Source organism: Candidatus Leptofilum sp. (assembly GCF_965223285.1).
GTDB lineage: Bacteria > Chloroflexota > Anaerolineae > Promineifilales > Promineifilaceae > Leptofilum.
This window is the reverse complement of the sequence record NZ_OZ244997.1, coordinates 2,616,088-2,632,304: the sequence shown is the minus strand read 5'-3', so window position 1 is coordinate 2,632,304 and position 16,217 is coordinate 2,616,088. Positions and strand designations below refer to the sequence as shown.

The window sequence follows — 16,217 nt, the reverse complement described above, 5'->3', positions numbered from 1 at the left end:
CGGCTAAAATCTGTCAATGGATGAAGAACAGTACGATCTGAAAAAAAATATCAACACCAAACTAACAATGGTTTCTGGTACTTGCTGGCGGGGCAGTGCCGAGGCTTTTCGCATCGCTTGGACAGCCCTTGTCGTTTTGATATTGGCCTCTATTCTTGATCCTATTGCTTTTGGCCTTATTGGCATGACCGATGCGCTGGTGCAGTTCTTCAATGTGTTCATGACGATGGGCTTTGATTCGGCCGTTATTCAGCAAGAAAAAGTGAATAACCGGATATTGTCGAGCTTGTTTTGGCTGAATTTGATGTTGGGGGTGGTGCTAGCGGGTGTGGGTACGGCCGTTTCTCCCCTCCTCAGTTGGTTTTATCAAGACAACCGGGTTGGTCCCATTTTCGTTGCCCTCTCCATGACGTTCATCTTGCAGAGCTTTGCCGTTATCCAACGGGGCCTGCTTGCCCGCGAAATGGCCTTCCGCTCATTGGCCATTGTAGATATTCTGGCCACAATCATCTCGTCGCTGCTGGCCATCTTTGTAGCTGTGCGTGGCGGCTCTTACTGGAGCCTCGTCGTACTACAGTTAGGCAAACATGCCATCTTGTCACTTGGTTATTGGCTCACTTCCCCTTGGCGGCCACAGCCCCTTTTTGATTTACGCGCCACCATGCCCAGTGTGCAATTTAGTGGCAACATTCTCTTCTACAACCTCCTCAACTTTGCCGCTACCCACTCCGACATTATTTTGGTCGGCAGATTGCTTGGTCCAGAACAAGCCGGTTTTTATCTGCTGGCCAACCGCCTGATCATGACACCCGTTGGTCAGGTTCTCAATGTTATCATGCAGACGCTCTATCCCATTTTGTCGGCCATCCAAAACGAAATTACAAAAGTCCGCGAAACCTACGTGAAGGTCATCTTGGCCACATTTTCTGGCTTGGCTCCCGCCATTTTGGTGGCGGGCCTTGTTGGCACATTGCTAATTCCTTACTATCTTGGTGAGCAATGGGGGGCGTTGGTTCCCATATTTTTGGTTTGGTGCTTTGGGGCGTTGCAGCGCATTGTCATGTCCCGATTGAGCATTCTCTATTTGTCTATGGGTCGCCCGGATTTGCAGTGGAAATACCAACTTGTGTCTACACCTATTGTCATTTTGGCCTTGGTGATTGGAGTGCAGCAAGGCGCGTTCGGCGCGTCCGTCAGCTACAATCTGGCACAATTTTTCACCTCATTCCTCTCAATTTATCTCGCTTTTTCTTTAATTGACTTGGGAATGGGAACATACTTTAAACGTTTCCGCTACAGCGTCGCGGCTTTGTTGGTTGCTGCGGCTGTGGGCGTGGGGCTTCTCTATGGCTTCGAGCAGGTTGCTTGGCATCCATTGCTGGTTAGCGGGCTGATTGGCCTGGTTGTGCTGGCTGTTTATGTGCTGGCTCTTTATCTGTTGGACCCGTTCGCTCGCCAACTGTGGGCCGATGTCCGTTCTTGGTTGCCAAAACGGTCTGTGTAATTCGACACATTTATATGAAATACGCGTTTATTGCCAGCGATTTTATGCCAAGGGTAGGGGGGATTTCCCAATTCATCTATGGTCTTCTATCGCAATTACCCCCGGACCAAGTGGTGGCCATTGCGCCGCCCACATCTGGTTGGGAGCTTTTTGATGCTCAGCAACGGTTTCCCGTTCATCGCTTTTTGACTCAGAAAAGGTGGGCGTACTCTGTGCGAAATACGAAGTGGATGTTGCCTCAATTTTTATTTCAGCTAAGAAAATTGCCGCAAGTAGACCTGGTTGTTTGCGGACATGGCACCCTCTCTTTACTCTTGGCTGCCTACTTAAATAAGCGAAGCCGGGGAACCCCGTTTGGCGTTTTTTTGCATGGCCTGGATTTTTTGGGTGTATACGGCCGTCCGCAATGGCCTATTTACAAGTGGTTGCTACAATCGGCCGATATGGTGTTCCCGAACAGTTCAATGATGAAAACGGCCGTTCAGCAATCCACCAATCTGCCCCCCAACAAGCTACACTTGCTTCACCCCAGCATCATCGAAAGTGAGCTACAGGTGACAGTCCCGGCAGACGTGCTGCGCCAGGAGCTGGGTCTGGAAAACAACTTTGTTCTTTTGACTGTCGCACGGTTGACCCGAGCAAAGGGGCTGGACACCGTTATTCAGGCTTTGCCAGAGGTGTTGGCAGCTATTCCCCAAGCGCATTATGTGGTGCTTGGCGATGGGCCAGCCAGACTGGAGCTAGAAGCCCTGGCTGAAGCGCATAAGGTTCACCCCAACATTTCGTTTTTGGGGGCCAAAGCACATGCCGAAGTGGCCAACTTTTTGGCAATGAGCGATCTTTTCGTGATGACGCCACACGAAAATCCTGATACAGTCAATGTTGAAAGCTTCGGCATCGTTTACCTGGAAGCCAATTATCTAAAACGACCTGTCGTGGCTAGTGCGGCTGGCGGCATTCCAGATGCCGTGAAGCACGATGAAACGGGCTTGCTGGTCACGCCAGGGCGGCCAGCAGAATTGGCTCAGGCGGTTATTCGCCTTTGGCAAGACGAGGCTTTGGCGCAGAGATTAGTGGCTCACGGCTATAAGCGTGTGCTGCAGCAATTTACCAGCACCGCGGTTGCCCGCCAGTTCGAGCAGCGGGTGGCTTACGGATTGAAAAGGTTAAATGATTAGGGAACTCAGATTGCCGCACGGCACACTTCAATTACCAGTTTTTTTGCCTGATGGCACGCAAGGCGTGGTGCGGACGCTGGATGCCCGTGATTTAGAAAATGCCCACATTCAGGCGGTGCAGATGAATGCCTTTCATCTGATGCAACGTCCAGGCTCCTCGACCATTCAGGCATTGGGTGGCTTACACCAGATGGCGGGTTGGCAACGGCCGATTTTTACTGATTCTGGCGGCTTTCAAATCTATTCATTGTTGCGCCAAAACGCGAAAAGCGGCTCAATTAGCGACAAAGGTGCCACTTTTCGCCCTGAAGGCTCCGACCGCAAATTCAACCTGATGCCAGAGAAAAGCGTTCAGCTTCAGCTCAGTTATGGCTCTGACGTGGTGATTTGCCTGGACGACTGCACCCACGTGGCCGATTCACTGGTGGAGCAAGAGAAGTCGGTCGCGCGGACGGTGCAGTGGGCGGCGCGCTGCAAGACAGAATTTGAGAAGATTGTGCGGCAGCGTGAATTGAGTGAAGGGAAGCGGCCGTTACTCATTGCCGTCGTGCAGGGTGGGGCGGAACCCGGCCTACGCCGCTACTGCGCCGAGCGGCTGCTGGAAATTGGCTTCGACGGCTACGGTTACGGCGGCTGGCCGCTGGATGCCAACGGCAATCTTCTTACCGACATGCTCCAGCTTACCCGCAACTTAATTCCGCCGCAGTTCACGTTGCACGCCTTGGGCGTGGGGCATCCCGCCAATGTGCTGGCCTGCGCCCGCATGGGCTACAATATTTTCGACAGTACCATGCCCACCCGCGATGCGCGACACGGCCGTCTCATGATTTTCACGACAGACCCCCACACCAGCTATTTAGACGAGGCAGGCGACTTCTTCCGTTACATTTACATCAAAGACAAAAAGTATGTCAAAGCCAGCCTCCCGCTTTCGGAGTTTTGCGACTGCCTCACCTGCACCCGCTACAGTCTTGGCTATCTGCACCATCTGTATAGCCTCAATGATGTGCTCTATCAACGGCTGGCAACGCTGCACAATCTGCGGTTTATGATGCAATTAATGGAAAATCTGCGGAAAAGCAGGTGAGTAATGCCTGAGCTGGAACGATTGACGGCACAAATTTTGGCCAGCAGCAAATATCGGGAGATTGCGCCGGATTTGGTCCGGCGCATTGGGGCGCAGGAGCTGGAAAAGCGGCGTTCCCTCAAAGAAGCGGTGAAGGCGACCAAGAACAAGCTGCATCAGGTAGGGGGTGCTTACCAGCAGACAAAGCTGAATTACGAAAAAAGTTTGGAGATGCTGCGGGAAACGGCCGTTTCCCATCCCAACTTCCGCACCACCTGCCACCAACTCATGCAGGCCCACGCCTCCACTCGTGAACGCTTGCTCATGCTCGATGAGTTTTACCAAACCATTCTGGCCAATTTGCCCCCGATCCACACGGTGCTGGATTTAGCCTGTGGGCTGAATCCGCTAGCGTACCCCTGGCTGCCGCTGCCAAAAGAGGTGCAGTTTACGGCCGTAGACATTTACAGCGATATGCTCAACTTTATCCAAGCCTTTTTTGAGATCGCGCGGATAAACGGCCGTACCCAACAGCGCGACATCATCGGCAACCCACCGACCGACGAGTTCGATCTCATTTTGTTGTTAAAGACGCTGCCTTGCCTGGAACAGGTAGACAAAAATGCGGCAGCTAATTTGGTGGGTTCATTGAACGGCCGTTACCTGCTCATTAGTTACCCCACTCAAAGCCTGGGTGGGAGGGGTAAGGGGATGGTGGAAAATTACACACAGCAGTTTCAGGCGTTGGCAAACGGCCGTAATTGGCGGGTGCAACGGTTTGAATTTGCCACCGAACTCGCCTTTTTAGTACAAACAGAGCTGCGCCTTCGTGAGATTATGTAAAATTACCCCCTTGAACTTAGAGGCTAAAGGCAGCTTAAATTGGTTTTGCCTATGTGGTTATCTTTGGCATCGTTATGGCGCAATTATCTGTGAGGGGCTATTATTTATAAAAATCTCTTAACATGTATTGTTAGTTTGCTCTGTCAAGGTTAATAAATGGTGACGCAGCCTGTTTAGGTACTGGAATAATTGCTTTGCTAGATATGTCCAAAGCAGAACCCTCGTAAGAATTTATGTCGCAAGAACTCATCAATCAACAAACTGAGCTTTTATCGGACCCCGCGCTTGATCCTTTGCTAACGGATGAGCTAGCTTATCGGCCTGTGCCGTATAAAGAGGTGGATGAAAACCAACTGCCTGTTTGGCAAGTTCTGTTTTTGCTTTCCTCTGATGAACATCAGAAACTTGGTTTATCAATCAATGGTGAAATCCATCTGGGGCGCGGCAAAAATGAGGCGGATCTCATTGATTTAACCCCATACGGGGCCGAACAGCTTGGCGTGTCTCGGCGACACGTGGCTTTGCGACCAACCCCCTCCAATTTGTTTGTGGTTGATTTAGGCAGCACCAACGGTACGCGGCGCAACGGCCGTTCCATTGGGCAAAACACCCCGTACGCTCTAGCAGACGGGGATGTTCTTTCCTTGGGCAACCTGGAGCTAACCATACAAATTGTTAAACGGCCGTATCTGCAAACAGCTCCCCTCAAAAACCGCCCCGACTTGGTCGAAGCTCTGGGCCAAATTGGCAAAGCAATTACCACCCAGCTAAACCTGGATGAGGTCTTAAATCAGGTTGTTACCACCGCCATGAGCTTGACGGCCGCTGGCGAAACCTCCATTTGGTTAGTAGATGAAGCAACCGGTGAGTTATTCTTGGAAGCCCGCCGTGGCATTGATGATGCCCGCTTGCGCCGAACGCGGATGCCCATAGATGAAGACACGCCCGCCGGACGTGTGATCAAAACGGGCAAGCCGCTGCGCACCAATTCAGAGCCAGGTGAAGCATCCCAGCAAATCATGACGGGATACCTGGTAGAAGCATTAGCGTACGTACCGATTACTCTAGGTGGTGTGACGTTTGGCGTATTAGCGTCAGCGCATCAAGTACCCGGTAAATCGTTTGATGATCAAGATGAGCGTTTGCTGGGGGCAATTGCCGATTATGCCGCCATTGCTATTCAAAATGCCCGCCTATACAGGGCCACAGATAAAGCGTTGGGCCAGCGGGTGCAGGAACTGGCAGCAATTAATGAACTGTCTCACACGGTTTCTGCCTCTTTGAACATGGAAGAGGTTTACAAAGTGCTGGTGGCACAAGTGAAGCGCCACATGCCGGTGGCGGATCTGCATATTTATTTACGTGATGAGCAGCAACCGTTGTTACGGCCGTTTGGCGACACGTCAGAGCTGCCAATTTATCCGTTAGGACGAGGCATTTTGGGGCAAGTGGTTTCTCAGGGCGAATCTATCATCACCAACAACATTTCCAATTACCCAGGGTTTGATGAGCAGCTTGATCTTATTACGCCGCAAGCTAATGTGCCTATGGCCGCTGTTCCCCTCAAAGTTCAAGGGGATGTTGTTGGCGTTTTGGTGCTGCACAGCCAACCCGGCACACTTTTTTCAGAAGAGGATGCGGCCTTGTTGCGTTCTTTTGCGCTGCCAGTGGCAACGGCCGTTGAAAATGCCCGTCTTTACGCCAATGTTGAGCGTCAGCGAGGTGCTATCATGGCGATGGGGAGTACGCTCTCGGAGCCGCTGACCATTTTGGATGATTTGGGCAATTTGTTGGTTTCTAATGACGCTGCCCAACGGCTGCTCAAGGCCAACATGTCTCAATTTTTTGAAGCAATCTCTAGCAGCATAGGACGTACCGTTGAAGTAAAAATTGGCAACGAAACCTATCTCTCAACCACAGAACATGTAGATGGCATCGGTACCATCGCCATGATGCAAGATATTACCTATGTGAAGCAGTTAGAAGAAGATCGGTCTGAATTTATGCATATGCTGTCGCATGATCTCAAAAATCCCCTGATGGCAGTCACAGGGTACGCCAATCTTTTGGAGCGGACGGAAACGTTGAGTGACAAGGGCAAACGGTTCCTGTCGGAGATTAACGTGGCGGCAGACCGGATGCTAGACATGATCGTCCAACTTCTGGATACAGTTGGCCAGGATGATGCAATCCAGCTGTCCCAAGAAATGGTTGATCTGGAAGATATAACGGCGAAAGTGTTGCGAGACAGTAAGGGTGCTGCTTTGAGCAAGTCGATTGAAATAACGGCCGTTACCAACGGCACGCCCTACAAATTTAGCGGCGATGGCCTGCGTTTGTATCATATGCTCCTCAACTTGGTAGACAACGCCATTAAATATTCCCCAGAAGCAACCCAGGTGACAGTAACCACAACATACAGTGATGACACTGTTGTAATTCAGGTAGCAGACCAGGGACCAGGCATCCCAGAAAAAGATTTACCACACGTATTTGATAAATTCTTCCGGGGCATTCAAGAAGGACTCACAGCCAAAGGGTCTGGTGTAGGCCTATCTGCGGTTAAGGGGATTGTGACGGCACATCGTGGCACGATTCGCGTTGAAAATTTGCCCGCTCAAGGTGCTTGTTTCACCGTTGAACTCCCCGCCAACGTCCCCGAAAATTTTCTCCAAGCCAGCTAATTTCTCGCCCCTTACACGAAATTACCTCGATCTTTATTGCCGCTGTAAGCCTATTTAGCTACCCTTGGGGGCATGATTGCTTCAACCTTCGACCAACAAATTGAACGTGCCAGAATTGCTACCCAACACGGCCGTTTCTGGGATGCTGTGGATCAATATACTCAGATTTTGGCTGAAACTGATCCCCAAACAGAGGTAGATACCATCAAAAATGCCCGGCTCATCAGCCTGAAAGAGCGCGGTGATTTGCTGAGCGAGTTAGGGGAGCAGGTGGCGGCACTGGCTGCTTACGAGCAATATTATCTGGAAGCGGGGAGTAGCCAACATGCCGTGGAAGCCTTGGTGTTGATTGGCAATCGTTCGCGCGGGTTGGGGCAGTACGGCCGTTCCCTCAAAGCGTGCCAGGAAGCACTAGACCTCTCCACCGCCCTCAACTATACGCCCGGACGCGCTAAAGCATTGGCCGCCCTCGGTGGCACCTACCTGCTGCAAGGGGGTGTGAATCAGGCTGCCAGCTATCTGAACCAGGCCAACGCCCTTTTTGAGCAGCTAAATGATATTTATGGCCAGGTGCAATCCAACAACCAGATGGGAATTGCCCATGCCACTACCGGGCACCTGTACGAAGCAATTCACGCTTTTGAAAAAAGCCTGGCTCTAGCCAGAAAGGTGAATCGGCGCAGCAGCCTCGTCTCCGGTCTCAATAATCTGGGGGAATGTTACCAACTTCTTTACGCTACCGATGAAGCCCTGGCCTGCCATCGCGAGGGGCTGGCCCTGGCAGAAGTAGCAAAATTCCGCCTGCTGGAAGCTGACCTGTGCCGCAATTTGGGTCTGGATTTAGCTCAGCAAGCGGAATGGGCTGAAAGCCACCAATTTTTACAGCGTGCCTACGATTTGGCCCAGGAAATCAAATCGCCGGAAATTCAACTGCATACGCTGTACGCGCTGGCGCGGGTGGCTTGGCATCAGGGAGATGCTGCGGGCGAGAAGTATGCGGCCACGTTGCTAGCGGCGACGACTGAGCCGGGGCAATCCCGCTGGCATCGCGCGAATGGACTTTTTGCGGCTGGCCTGTTCCGGCAAATGGCTGGGAACCACGCCAAGGCCGAGGAGATGTGGCAGCAAGCTATTTTCCTGGCGCATGAGATTGATAATCGGGTGCTGCTGTGGCAACTACATGCAGCTCTGGCGCGCATTGCTCAAGTTCCAACGCTAGCCAATGTGCACAATCGCATTGCCGCAGAAGTCATTCAGCAAATTGCTGAACCATTTACAGATGAGGCGTTAAAGGCGCAATTTTTACAAGCTCCGGCGGTAACGGCCGTACTCAATCAACTTCCCAGAGAAGCGTAACAACTTTACAAATGCAGGGTTGCTTATTCGGCGAATAAATCTTTCTCGCGGAAGCCTTTCGGGGTGGGTGGATGGGCGCGGATAAACGTGTCACGAGCTAGCAACCGCTTTTGGATACCTTCAGGCAGCCAACCCAAAGCCCCGCCGCCCCCTTGGCTGGCATGAGCCGCGCTGGCTTCGCGCTTCACGTCCCAATACGCTCGATAATCAATAAAGGCATGTAACTTCTTTCTGTCCACGCCGACGCGCGTCATGTCAATATCTTTGTTGCGCCCAAATTTGGTTGGGTCTTGCCCGCGCAATCGGAACAGAAAGATCAGCACCTTCACCCAGGTGTTGGGGAAGGCGGTAAAGTAAAGCCGTTCAGGTTGGTGGGGCGCAGGGCCGATCTCTGGAAACTGCTCAGGATCGCCAGCGGCGTGGAAGGCAGGGACGGTGATCTTCCAACATTGGATATGATCTGGATGGAAGTAGCCGCCCGTTTCATCGTGGGTCACGACGACATGCGGCCGTATTTCCCGAATGAGCTTGACAACCCGCCCAATGGCTTCCTGCTCATCTGCCTGCACAAACGCTTCTGGATGTTCGTTGGCTGGGTCGCCAATGTAGCCAGAATCCCGGTAGCCGAGTGTGTGCAGCGTGCCGCCGAGGATGGAAACGGCCGTTTCCAACTCTTTAGCCCGTACTTCTGCCAGCTTCTCCCGGGCATCTTCATACCCCTCCGCCACAGAGCCAGCTGCGCCGTCGGTGGCAATGGCGATGTGAACATCGACACCTTCGTGAGCATAGCGAGCGAAAGTACCACCAGGGCCAAAGGATTCGTCATCCGGGTGGGCCAGGATAGCAAGTAAGGTTCGTTTGGTCATCGTCTATTCTGTGTGAAACGTTTGCATCATTGCCAGCAGGGGAACCAACTGCACGGTTTGCAAGGGATGACGTGTGTTGGGAAGCACCAACAGTTGGCCTTGGGGCAGGGCACGGCTCAGGCGGAACGCTTCGGGCAGCAGTACCAGTTCGTCCCGGTCACCGACGCTCACCAGCACGGGAACCTGCACATTTTTAAGCTGCCGTTCCGCGATACCATTTTCTACCAACTCTGCAGTAAGAGCCGCTGCTTGCCGCACCAAGGTACGCCACTGTCGGATGCCGTGGTCTTTTACAAGCTGATCGGCATACGTGGGCACCTTTTCAGCCATTGTGTCGGGATTTAACTGCTGCTGCATTTTGGCAGCAGCTTCGGTTGTCCAAAAAAATTTGGTGCCGTGCATGAGCAAAGTGGCAACGCGGCGGGGTTGGCGCATCGCCAGCATAAGGCCCAGGTAGCCACCCATGCTGTACCCGGCAATATGCAGTCGCGCGATGTTTAGCGAATCCAGCACGCCAAGGAGGTCATCAGCCATTTGGGTAATGTTGAGGGTAGAGGCGTTGTTTTTGGAACGGCCGTGTCCGCGTAAATCTACCAGTAACAGTTGATAATGTTCAGCCAGTGGCTTTAAAAACGGCCGCCACTGGCTGCTGATGGCTCCCAAAAGGCCGGGGAGCAGCAGCAAATATGGTTTGGTTGAATCTGAAGTGCCATACTGTTCAAAATTGATCTCTGAGCCGTCCGGGGCTGTCCAAGTTGTCATGATACGCGTCCTCCTGCAAGGTTATTCCATTACGATTTCTATATTTGCCGAATATTTTTCTTGACAAGTGCCATGAGTGTTTGCCACTCAGATGAATTATTTATCATTTTTTGGTGAATTGGGTAGGCTGAGGCTTTATCGAAATAAATAATGACAAGCGTTGGAGATTTCTTGAACGCAACTAAATGTTTCCATTCCACAGTCTGTCCATTTGTTGAGAACCTTATTCCACGTTCCGAGATTTCACCGTTTAGTCGCCTACCAAAAAGTCTCAGAAATTTCGGCCACCACCAACGCCACCAAATGTGTTGTAATCGAAAGGCTGCCACAAACAGAAAAATAGCCGATAGCAATATTAAAATACCAATTATTGGCTCACCGATATTTCCCGCTGGTGCCAATGTGATTATGCCAATTATCAACGATAAAACGCCAAAAACTGAGTATAAGATAGGATAAATTTTGGGTCGCCGATAATAAAGATTGCGAAATTCCAGCTCGATATTGTCAGTTACTGATCCTGAGAAAGCAATCATTGTTCAATTTCCCAACGCTACTACAAAACCAATGGCGTGTGTATCTGTGTGTGAAAGGCTGATGTCCCACTTTGCCCACCCTTTGCTCGTAGCCAGGGTGCTGGCACTGTTATGCAGACGCAGTTTGGGCTTGCCGCGCCCGTCGCACACCACTTCCACGTCAGTCCAGCGAATATCGCCAATGCCGGTGCCTAATGCTTTGCCCACCGCTTCTTTAATGGCAAAACGACCGGCGAGGCTGGGAATACGGCCGTCACAATATGCAATCTCTTGCGCCGTAAAAAACCGATGCAAAAAGCGGTCGCCGTGGCGAGCAATGCCCCGTTCAATGCGCGCTATTTCGATCATGTCCACGCCAACGGCTAGCATACTTTCCCCATTATGGAGGAGTGGCAGTCCTCGGTTCGATTAACTGAATTGTTGCCTCACAGGACTGCCAGTCCTGTGTTCCTAAATTTCTGGCCCAGCGACGGCAACGCCCAAATGCTCCGTGCTGAGATATTTTTGGGCCGCGGCCTGTACGTCGGCTGGCGTGATGGCTCGCACTAGCTCTGGATATTCCAGCAGATAATCCAACCCCCAGCCGTACAGTTCCATATCGGTAATGACGTTGGCAATGCCGCTGTTGGTCTCTAGCCCAACGGGTAGCGAGCCAATGCGATACGCCTGGCTGTCGGCCAGTTCTTCAAGCGGAACCAGCTCATTTTGAATGCGGGCAATTTCATCCAGGATGCTGTTGGTGGCTTGTTCTACCTTGTCTGGGGCAACGCCTGCGGCGGCTAGCCAGGCACCGGGGCCAAGCCCGCCCTGCAAGCTGCTGTAGGCGTAATAAGCTAATCCTTGCGCCTCGCGCACGTTTTTGCCGATGCGCCCCATCATGCCAAAGACGCCCAGGACGGTGTTCATGAGGCTGGCTGCCAGATAATCGGGCGCGTTGCGGGTAGGGCCGGGTCGGCCCAGAGCAATGTCGCTTTGGTATTTGTCTGGCATGGTGTGGTGGCGTTGCAGACGGCCGTTTACCATTGCCAACTCCGGCAATTCAGGGATTGATAGCTGCCCCTCGTTTTGCCAATCGCCCAATACCTGTGTGACTTTGGCCACCGCCTGCGCTGGCGTGAGTGCTCCCACAATGCAGATAACCATGCCGGTTGGCCCGTAATAATTGGCGTGAAACTGCTGCGCATCAGCGATGCTAAGGTCGGGAACGGTTTGCAGCGAGCCATTTTGGGAACGGCCGTACGGATGGTCTGGGTAAATCAGTTCACGCAGGGTGCGGTTGGCCATCTGCTGTGTATCGTTGGCGCGCATTTGCAGCCCGGTGATGATTTGCCCTTTGAGCTGGTTGAGCAGCGGTTCTGGGAAGGCGGGCTGACGCATGACGTTGGCCAGCAGATTCAGCACCAGATCAGCATCCTCGGCTAGCGAATGGGCCGAAAAGGAGGTGAGATGGTAGCCACCACTAAAAGACATCTCTGCACCGACAGATTCCAGCTTTTCGTAAATATCGTCAAAGCTGTGGTTTTGGCTGCCGCGCATGAGGGAAACGGCCGTGAAGTTGGCCAAACCGCTCTGTTCAGGTTGTTCAGCCAGCGCACCCGCTTGTAAATATCCCTCAATCATCACCGATTGGGAGCCGGGACGTTCGTAAACCAGCACGGTGATCCCGTTGGGTAACGTTTCCCGGTGAATAGTTTTGCTACTTGGATAATTCAAGGTTTCAGGCATTAAATTTCAAAAAAATAATGAAAGTCAATAAATCTATGTTTTCAACGATTGGCTGCCTTAATCTGGCAACGGCAGGATGAAATGGTAGCCTTGAATATGCATACCACGTTGAAAGTAAAATCGATGAGCATTTACAAATCGAACACTGGAATCCAGGTGAATTTGCTTGCAATGATGCTTTTTTGCGTGTTGAATAAGCCAATCAAACAAAAAATTTCCATAACCCTGCCTTTGCTTACTTTCATCAGCAACAATTTCATCAATAACAAGATACGGTTCAAATGAAGAAAGCATTTCAACAATGCGAAAACCAGCGACCGCACAAACCAAACCATAATCCTCTAAATACGCTAAAGTGTAGCCCGTTTTTGAGAGACGCCTGACACGAATAACAAAATCAGATTGTTTAAGGTCTGGTAATAGCTGCACCATTACGGAATAGCATTGGGCAATTTCTGAATCTGTGCGAGCGATGTAAACTTGCATTTTGCGCCTTTTACAACATTGATTAATAAGATACTGTTGCAAATGGCATGATAATAGCATTCACGCCGCGCCCCACCAAATGCCAGTGCATTCTGGCAGGATGGTCATTTGCTCGGCCAAGATGCGGTCGGCCAGCTCGTCGCCGAAGAAAAATCGGGTGAGGTGTGCGCCTTCTTCGGGGGAGTTGAACCTGTAGTCGGTGCGAATCCAGGTGTGGTTGAGCTGGTATTTTTCATGCCACCAAGCATACAGCTCGGCCAAATCGGGATTTGGCGGCGTGGGTTCGGCAAATCCGGTACCCAGCGTTTCTAACAAGATGAAGGTGCCGCCCGGCTTAAGAACGCGCCGCATTTCAGCAATCATCTGTCCAATTTCCTGCTGCCACCTATCGGGGAACCAGCCACGGGCGTGGGCAAAGCTCCATCCTTCAATGGCAATGTTGGCACTGTTATCTGGCAGGGGTAAGTTGGCGTTGTCGGCATGATGTAACTGCCAATTTTGCCAGCCACCTGCCTGCAACTTGCGCTCGGCTACGCTCAGCATGTGGGCAGAGCCGTCGCAAGCGTAGATGTGCCCCACAAGCGGAGCCAGTAAGCAGGTGAGCCGCCCGGTGCCTGCGCCAAATTCGACGACGTTTTGCTGGGTGAACGGCCGTATCCGTTCCAACGCTGGCAGCAAATTCCCCTGATAATCTTCTGGGGCAATCATTGCTTCGTACGTTTCGGCTTTGGTAGCATAAATGGTCTTAAAATCCATGTCGGGTTCCCGAATTTTTTAATCAGCAGATTGCACAATTTTTTTAATCTTTTGCATCTGCGAAATCGTTGATATTGGTTTCCTCAAAGATTACTCGCCCTTTTTCGCATATTCAGCTTCGAGAAACGTCTCCAGTTCGGCCAGCTTCTCATCCCGGCCCAAAACCACCAGCGTGTCTCCCGCTTCCAAAATTGTGGAGGAAGCGGTGCCCAAGCGTACCCGTGGCCTACCCTCATTGGTACGATACTCAACCAGACCAATCACGTTCAAATCAAAACGACGGCGAAAATCAATATCAATCAAGGTGCGGTTTGCCCATCTTTCTGGAATGGCGTGGCGGCGCACGCTCACGCCAGGCAAAATCTCGCGGCTTTCGTATGTCTCCCGCTGCGTGCGGTAGATTGTCCCCTCGTGTGTCAGAACAGACGCGAGTACCATCATAAACAGAGCAGGTACCATGTACACAGAGCCAAATGCCTCCACTGCAAACAGAATTGCTGCCAGCGGCACATTGGCAATTGAAACCAGGCTAGCCACCATCGCTGGTACGATAAGCACCAGCGGCTCGTAATCAAACAGATTTGCCAAAGTTGTGGCAACCATCGTGCCAAAGAAAAGCGTTGGTATCAACAGTCCGGCTGAACCGCCGGAGGTAATGGTAGCCAGGGTGGCTATGGCTTTGGCTACCAGCGCGATGAGTGCCACAGCAATCGTAAGTTCTCCGGCAATGGCCAGATTGACAATGTCGTCACCACGACCCAACACAAGTTCCAATCCCCGATCTGTTAGGTCAAAATATTGGGTGAGATAATGCACAAGCAGGGCAATGATGCCATTAACCACGGCACCGAGCAAATGGCGCCGCCAAATATTTGGCTGTCCGTCGTAAAAAACGTGATCAAAGCTGATGCGCAGACGACGAAAATATTGGCTGACCAAAGAGACACAAAGACCAAGCAGCAGCAAGACGCCAAAATAGCTCCAGGTGGTTGGCGGCACATAAAGCAATTCCGATTCAAATGGAACCGGATGACCGGCTGTAATAAGATCGGTGAGAAAGAAGGCGACCAGTGCCGAAATGAGTGCGTAGACGAGCTTTTCGATGACAGGACGGTAGCGGTACATCACTTCGGAGGCAAAGAAGGCGGCGGCAAAGGGGGTACCAAGCAGCACGGCAACGGCCGCAGCAATGGCACTGAGTTGGGCTGTTTGCAGATGATCGGTGCGATGGGGCTGCCACCAATGCCAAAAGCGGGCAATGTATGGATGGTGGCTGCTGTCTTTGGTGAGGGCACGTGGCTTGAATAAGCCCGCAGAAACGCTTTCGGCGATCAGGGTGGCACTGGCCGTTAATCCGCCGCTTCCACCGCTGCCCAGTGTGAAAAATGTGGCTAAAAACTTGCGGACGGTAAGCGAGAAAGTTGGCAATTCCCAGCGCACGTCTACGCCTTCTTGTCCAGTGAGGGCTTGCTCAAAAGAGGGTTCAGAAGTGTAGTAGAGGGAGATGGCGCGTTCCAAACCATCCCCTTCGATGTCGTTAAGTTCACGGATGTGGCCTTCTTTGTCGCGGTAATGGAGGGTGGACGGCCGTAACTGTGCCAGCCAAGCCACAATGAGCGCACCCAGCAACAGGGGAATGAACAGCAACCAGGGGGAAGGACCAGCTAATATCTGGAGTACGGCTTCAAACAGCCAACGCACCGATGTTTGCAGACTAAACACAATGGCCCAAACCACCACACCAATGATCACCGACTGGATGGCTAGCCGCTGTTCTTCCTCATCGAAATATTTGGGCAGGTTGCGGACGATGTTTAAATGTTTGATTCCGTCCAGAAGTGCGTTGCCAATGGATTTCATAGGTGATCGGTAATTTATTTGTTCAGCAAAAAGGTAAAAAAATCTGTTGACGATAAAGTTTGGTTCATTGGTCTAGTCTGGTTACTTCAAATTTATCACCGGAAACGGCCGTTAAATCCACCACCACCTCTTGCCCGCCAAAGCCATTTACCAAATCGTGAGCGCGCACAGTCACTGTCGTGACCTCCGGCGGAATGGGAATGTTGCTTTGGCTGCGGGTAAAGGGTTGCTCGGTTTCATGGGGGTGGAGCAGCAGACGAGTGAAGGGGTCGTCTGGATTGGCTTTAGCGACGGTGCCATCTGGCAACACCACATCCCAGCCGTCGGCGTAATCTTCCCAGCCGGTGTCTGGATGGGCCACTTCTGCCGAAAATGTCCACAGGCCAACGGCCGTTTCCCTAGCAGAAACATACAGCACATCGGCGTCAGCCTGGTTGGTTGGGGTTGGCGAGGAGAGCGGCGTGGGTGGAGCGGCCGTTGCTTCCACAAGTGTAACTATATTCCCAGCGGGATTTGGCTCATTGCCAAAGCCGCAGCCCACAGCTAAAAATATTGCAAAAGAAGCTAGACACAATCTAATTAGGTTTTTCACTTG

The 16,217-nt window shown here is 51.9% G+C and carries 15 protein-coding genes; 6 read left to right on the top strand and 9 right to left on the bottom strand.

Going from position 1 to position 16,217, the window contains the following annotated elements; translation table 11 throughout:
- Positions 1-16 precede the first annotated feature (16 nt).
- The 6 genes from ACOQPU_RS11970 to ACOQPU_RS11945 all read left to right on the top strand — a co-directional run bounded on the left by ACOQPU_RS11970 (position 17) and on the right by ACOQPU_RS11945 (position 8,631).
- A complete protein-coding gene (locus ACOQPU_RS11970; protein ID WP_420645342.1) occupies positions 17-1,504 on the top strand; it encodes a lipopolysaccharide biosynthesis protein in 1,488 nt (495 codons plus the stop codon).
- Between the two features lie 14 nt (positions 1,505-1,518).
- Positions 1,519-2,682: a glycosyltransferase family 4 protein gene (locus tag ACOQPU_RS11965; protein ID WP_420645341.1), complete on the top strand. Its 1,164-nt coding sequence runs from the start codon at positions 1,519-1,521 to the stop codon at positions 2,680-2,682.
- Positions 2,675-3,769, top strand: coding sequence for a tRNA-ribosyltransferase family protein (locus ACOQPU_RS11960; protein WP_420645340.1), 1,095 nt, complete (start codon positions 2,675-2,677; stop codon positions 3,767-3,769). Before ACOQPU_RS11965 ends, ACOQPU_RS11960 begins: the two co-directional genes overlap by 8 nt.
- Before the next feature lie 3 nt (positions 3,770-3,772).
- Positions 3,773-4,591 carry a 16S rRNA methyltransferase gene (locus ACOQPU_RS11955; RefSeq protein WP_420645339.1) on the top strand — a complete coding sequence of 273 codons (819 nt, stop codon included), beginning with the start codon at positions 3,773-3,775 and terminating at the stop codon, positions 4,589-4,591.
- Positions 4,592-4,824: 233 nt separating this feature from the next.
- Positions 4,825-7,275 carry a GAF domain-containing protein gene (locus ACOQPU_RS11950; protein ID WP_420645338.1) on the top strand — a complete coding sequence of 817 codons (2,451 nt, stop codon included), beginning with the start codon at positions 4,825-4,827 and terminating at the stop codon, positions 7,273-7,275.
- Positions 7,276-7,347: 72 nt separating this feature from the next.
- Positions 7,348-8,631: a tetratricopeptide repeat protein gene (locus ACOQPU_RS11945; protein ID WP_420645337.1), complete on the top strand. Its 1,284-nt coding sequence runs from the start codon at positions 7,348-7,350 to the stop codon at positions 8,629-8,631.
- Positions 8,632-8,654: 23 nt separating this feature from the next.
- Here ACOQPU_RS11945 and ACOQPU_RS11940 read toward each other — a convergent pair whose 3' ends face one another.
- From ACOQPU_RS11940 to ACOQPU_RS11900, 9 genes are all read right to left on the bottom strand, one after another.
- Positions 8,655-9,497 carry a PIG-L family deacetylase gene (locus ACOQPU_RS11940; protein ID WP_420645336.1) on the bottom strand — a complete coding sequence of 281 codons (843 nt, stop codon included), beginning with the start codon at positions 9,495-9,497 and terminating at the stop codon, positions 8,655-8,657.
- A 3-nt stretch (positions 9,498-9,500) separates the two neighbouring features.
- Complete coding sequence (locus ACOQPU_RS11935; protein ID WP_420645335.1) at positions 9,501-10,259, bottom strand: alpha/beta fold hydrolase; 759 nt, start codon at positions 10,257-10,259, stop codon at positions 9,501-9,503.
- Between the two features lie 38 nt (positions 10,260-10,297).
- Positions 10,298-10,795: a hypothetical protein gene (locus ACOQPU_RS11930; protein WP_420645334.1), complete on the bottom strand. Its 498-nt coding sequence runs from the start codon at positions 10,793-10,795 to the stop codon at positions 10,298-10,300.
- A 3-nt stretch (positions 10,796-10,798) separates the two neighbouring features.
- A complete protein-coding gene (gene acpS, locus ACOQPU_RS11925) occupies positions 10,799-11,164 on the bottom strand; it encodes a holo-ACP synthase (protein ID WP_420645333.1) in 366 nt (121 codons plus the stop codon).
- Between the two features lie 81 nt (positions 11,165-11,245).
- Positions 11,246-12,520: a M16 family metallopeptidase gene (locus ACOQPU_RS11920; RefSeq protein ID WP_420645332.1), complete on the bottom strand. Its 1,275-nt coding sequence runs from the start codon at positions 12,518-12,520 to the stop codon at positions 11,246-11,248.
- A gap of 57 nt (positions 12,521-12,577) precedes the next feature.
- Positions 12,578-13,006: a GNAT family N-acetyltransferase gene (locus ACOQPU_RS11915; protein ID WP_420645331.1), complete on the bottom strand. Its 429-nt coding sequence runs from the start codon at positions 13,004-13,006 to the stop codon at positions 12,578-12,580.
- 60 nt (positions 13,007-13,066) lie between these two features.
- Positions 13,067-13,762, bottom strand: coding sequence for a class I SAM-dependent methyltransferase (locus tag ACOQPU_RS11910; RefSeq protein WP_420645330.1), 696 nt, complete (start codon positions 13,760-13,762; stop codon positions 13,067-13,069).
- Between the two features lie 90 nt (positions 13,763-13,852).
- The gene (locus ACOQPU_RS11905) at positions 13,853-15,622 is read right to left on the bottom strand and encodes a chloride channel protein (protein ID WP_420645329.1); all 1,770 of its coding nucleotides are present in this window, start codon (positions 15,620-15,622) and stop codon (positions 13,853-13,855) included.
- A gap of 64 nt (positions 15,623-15,686) precedes the next feature.
- Positions 15,687-16,214: a hypothetical protein gene (locus ACOQPU_RS11900; protein ID WP_420645328.1), complete on the bottom strand. Its 528-nt coding sequence runs from the start codon at positions 16,212-16,214 to the stop codon at positions 15,687-15,689.
- Between the last annotated feature and the right edge of the window lie 3 nt (positions 16,215-16,217).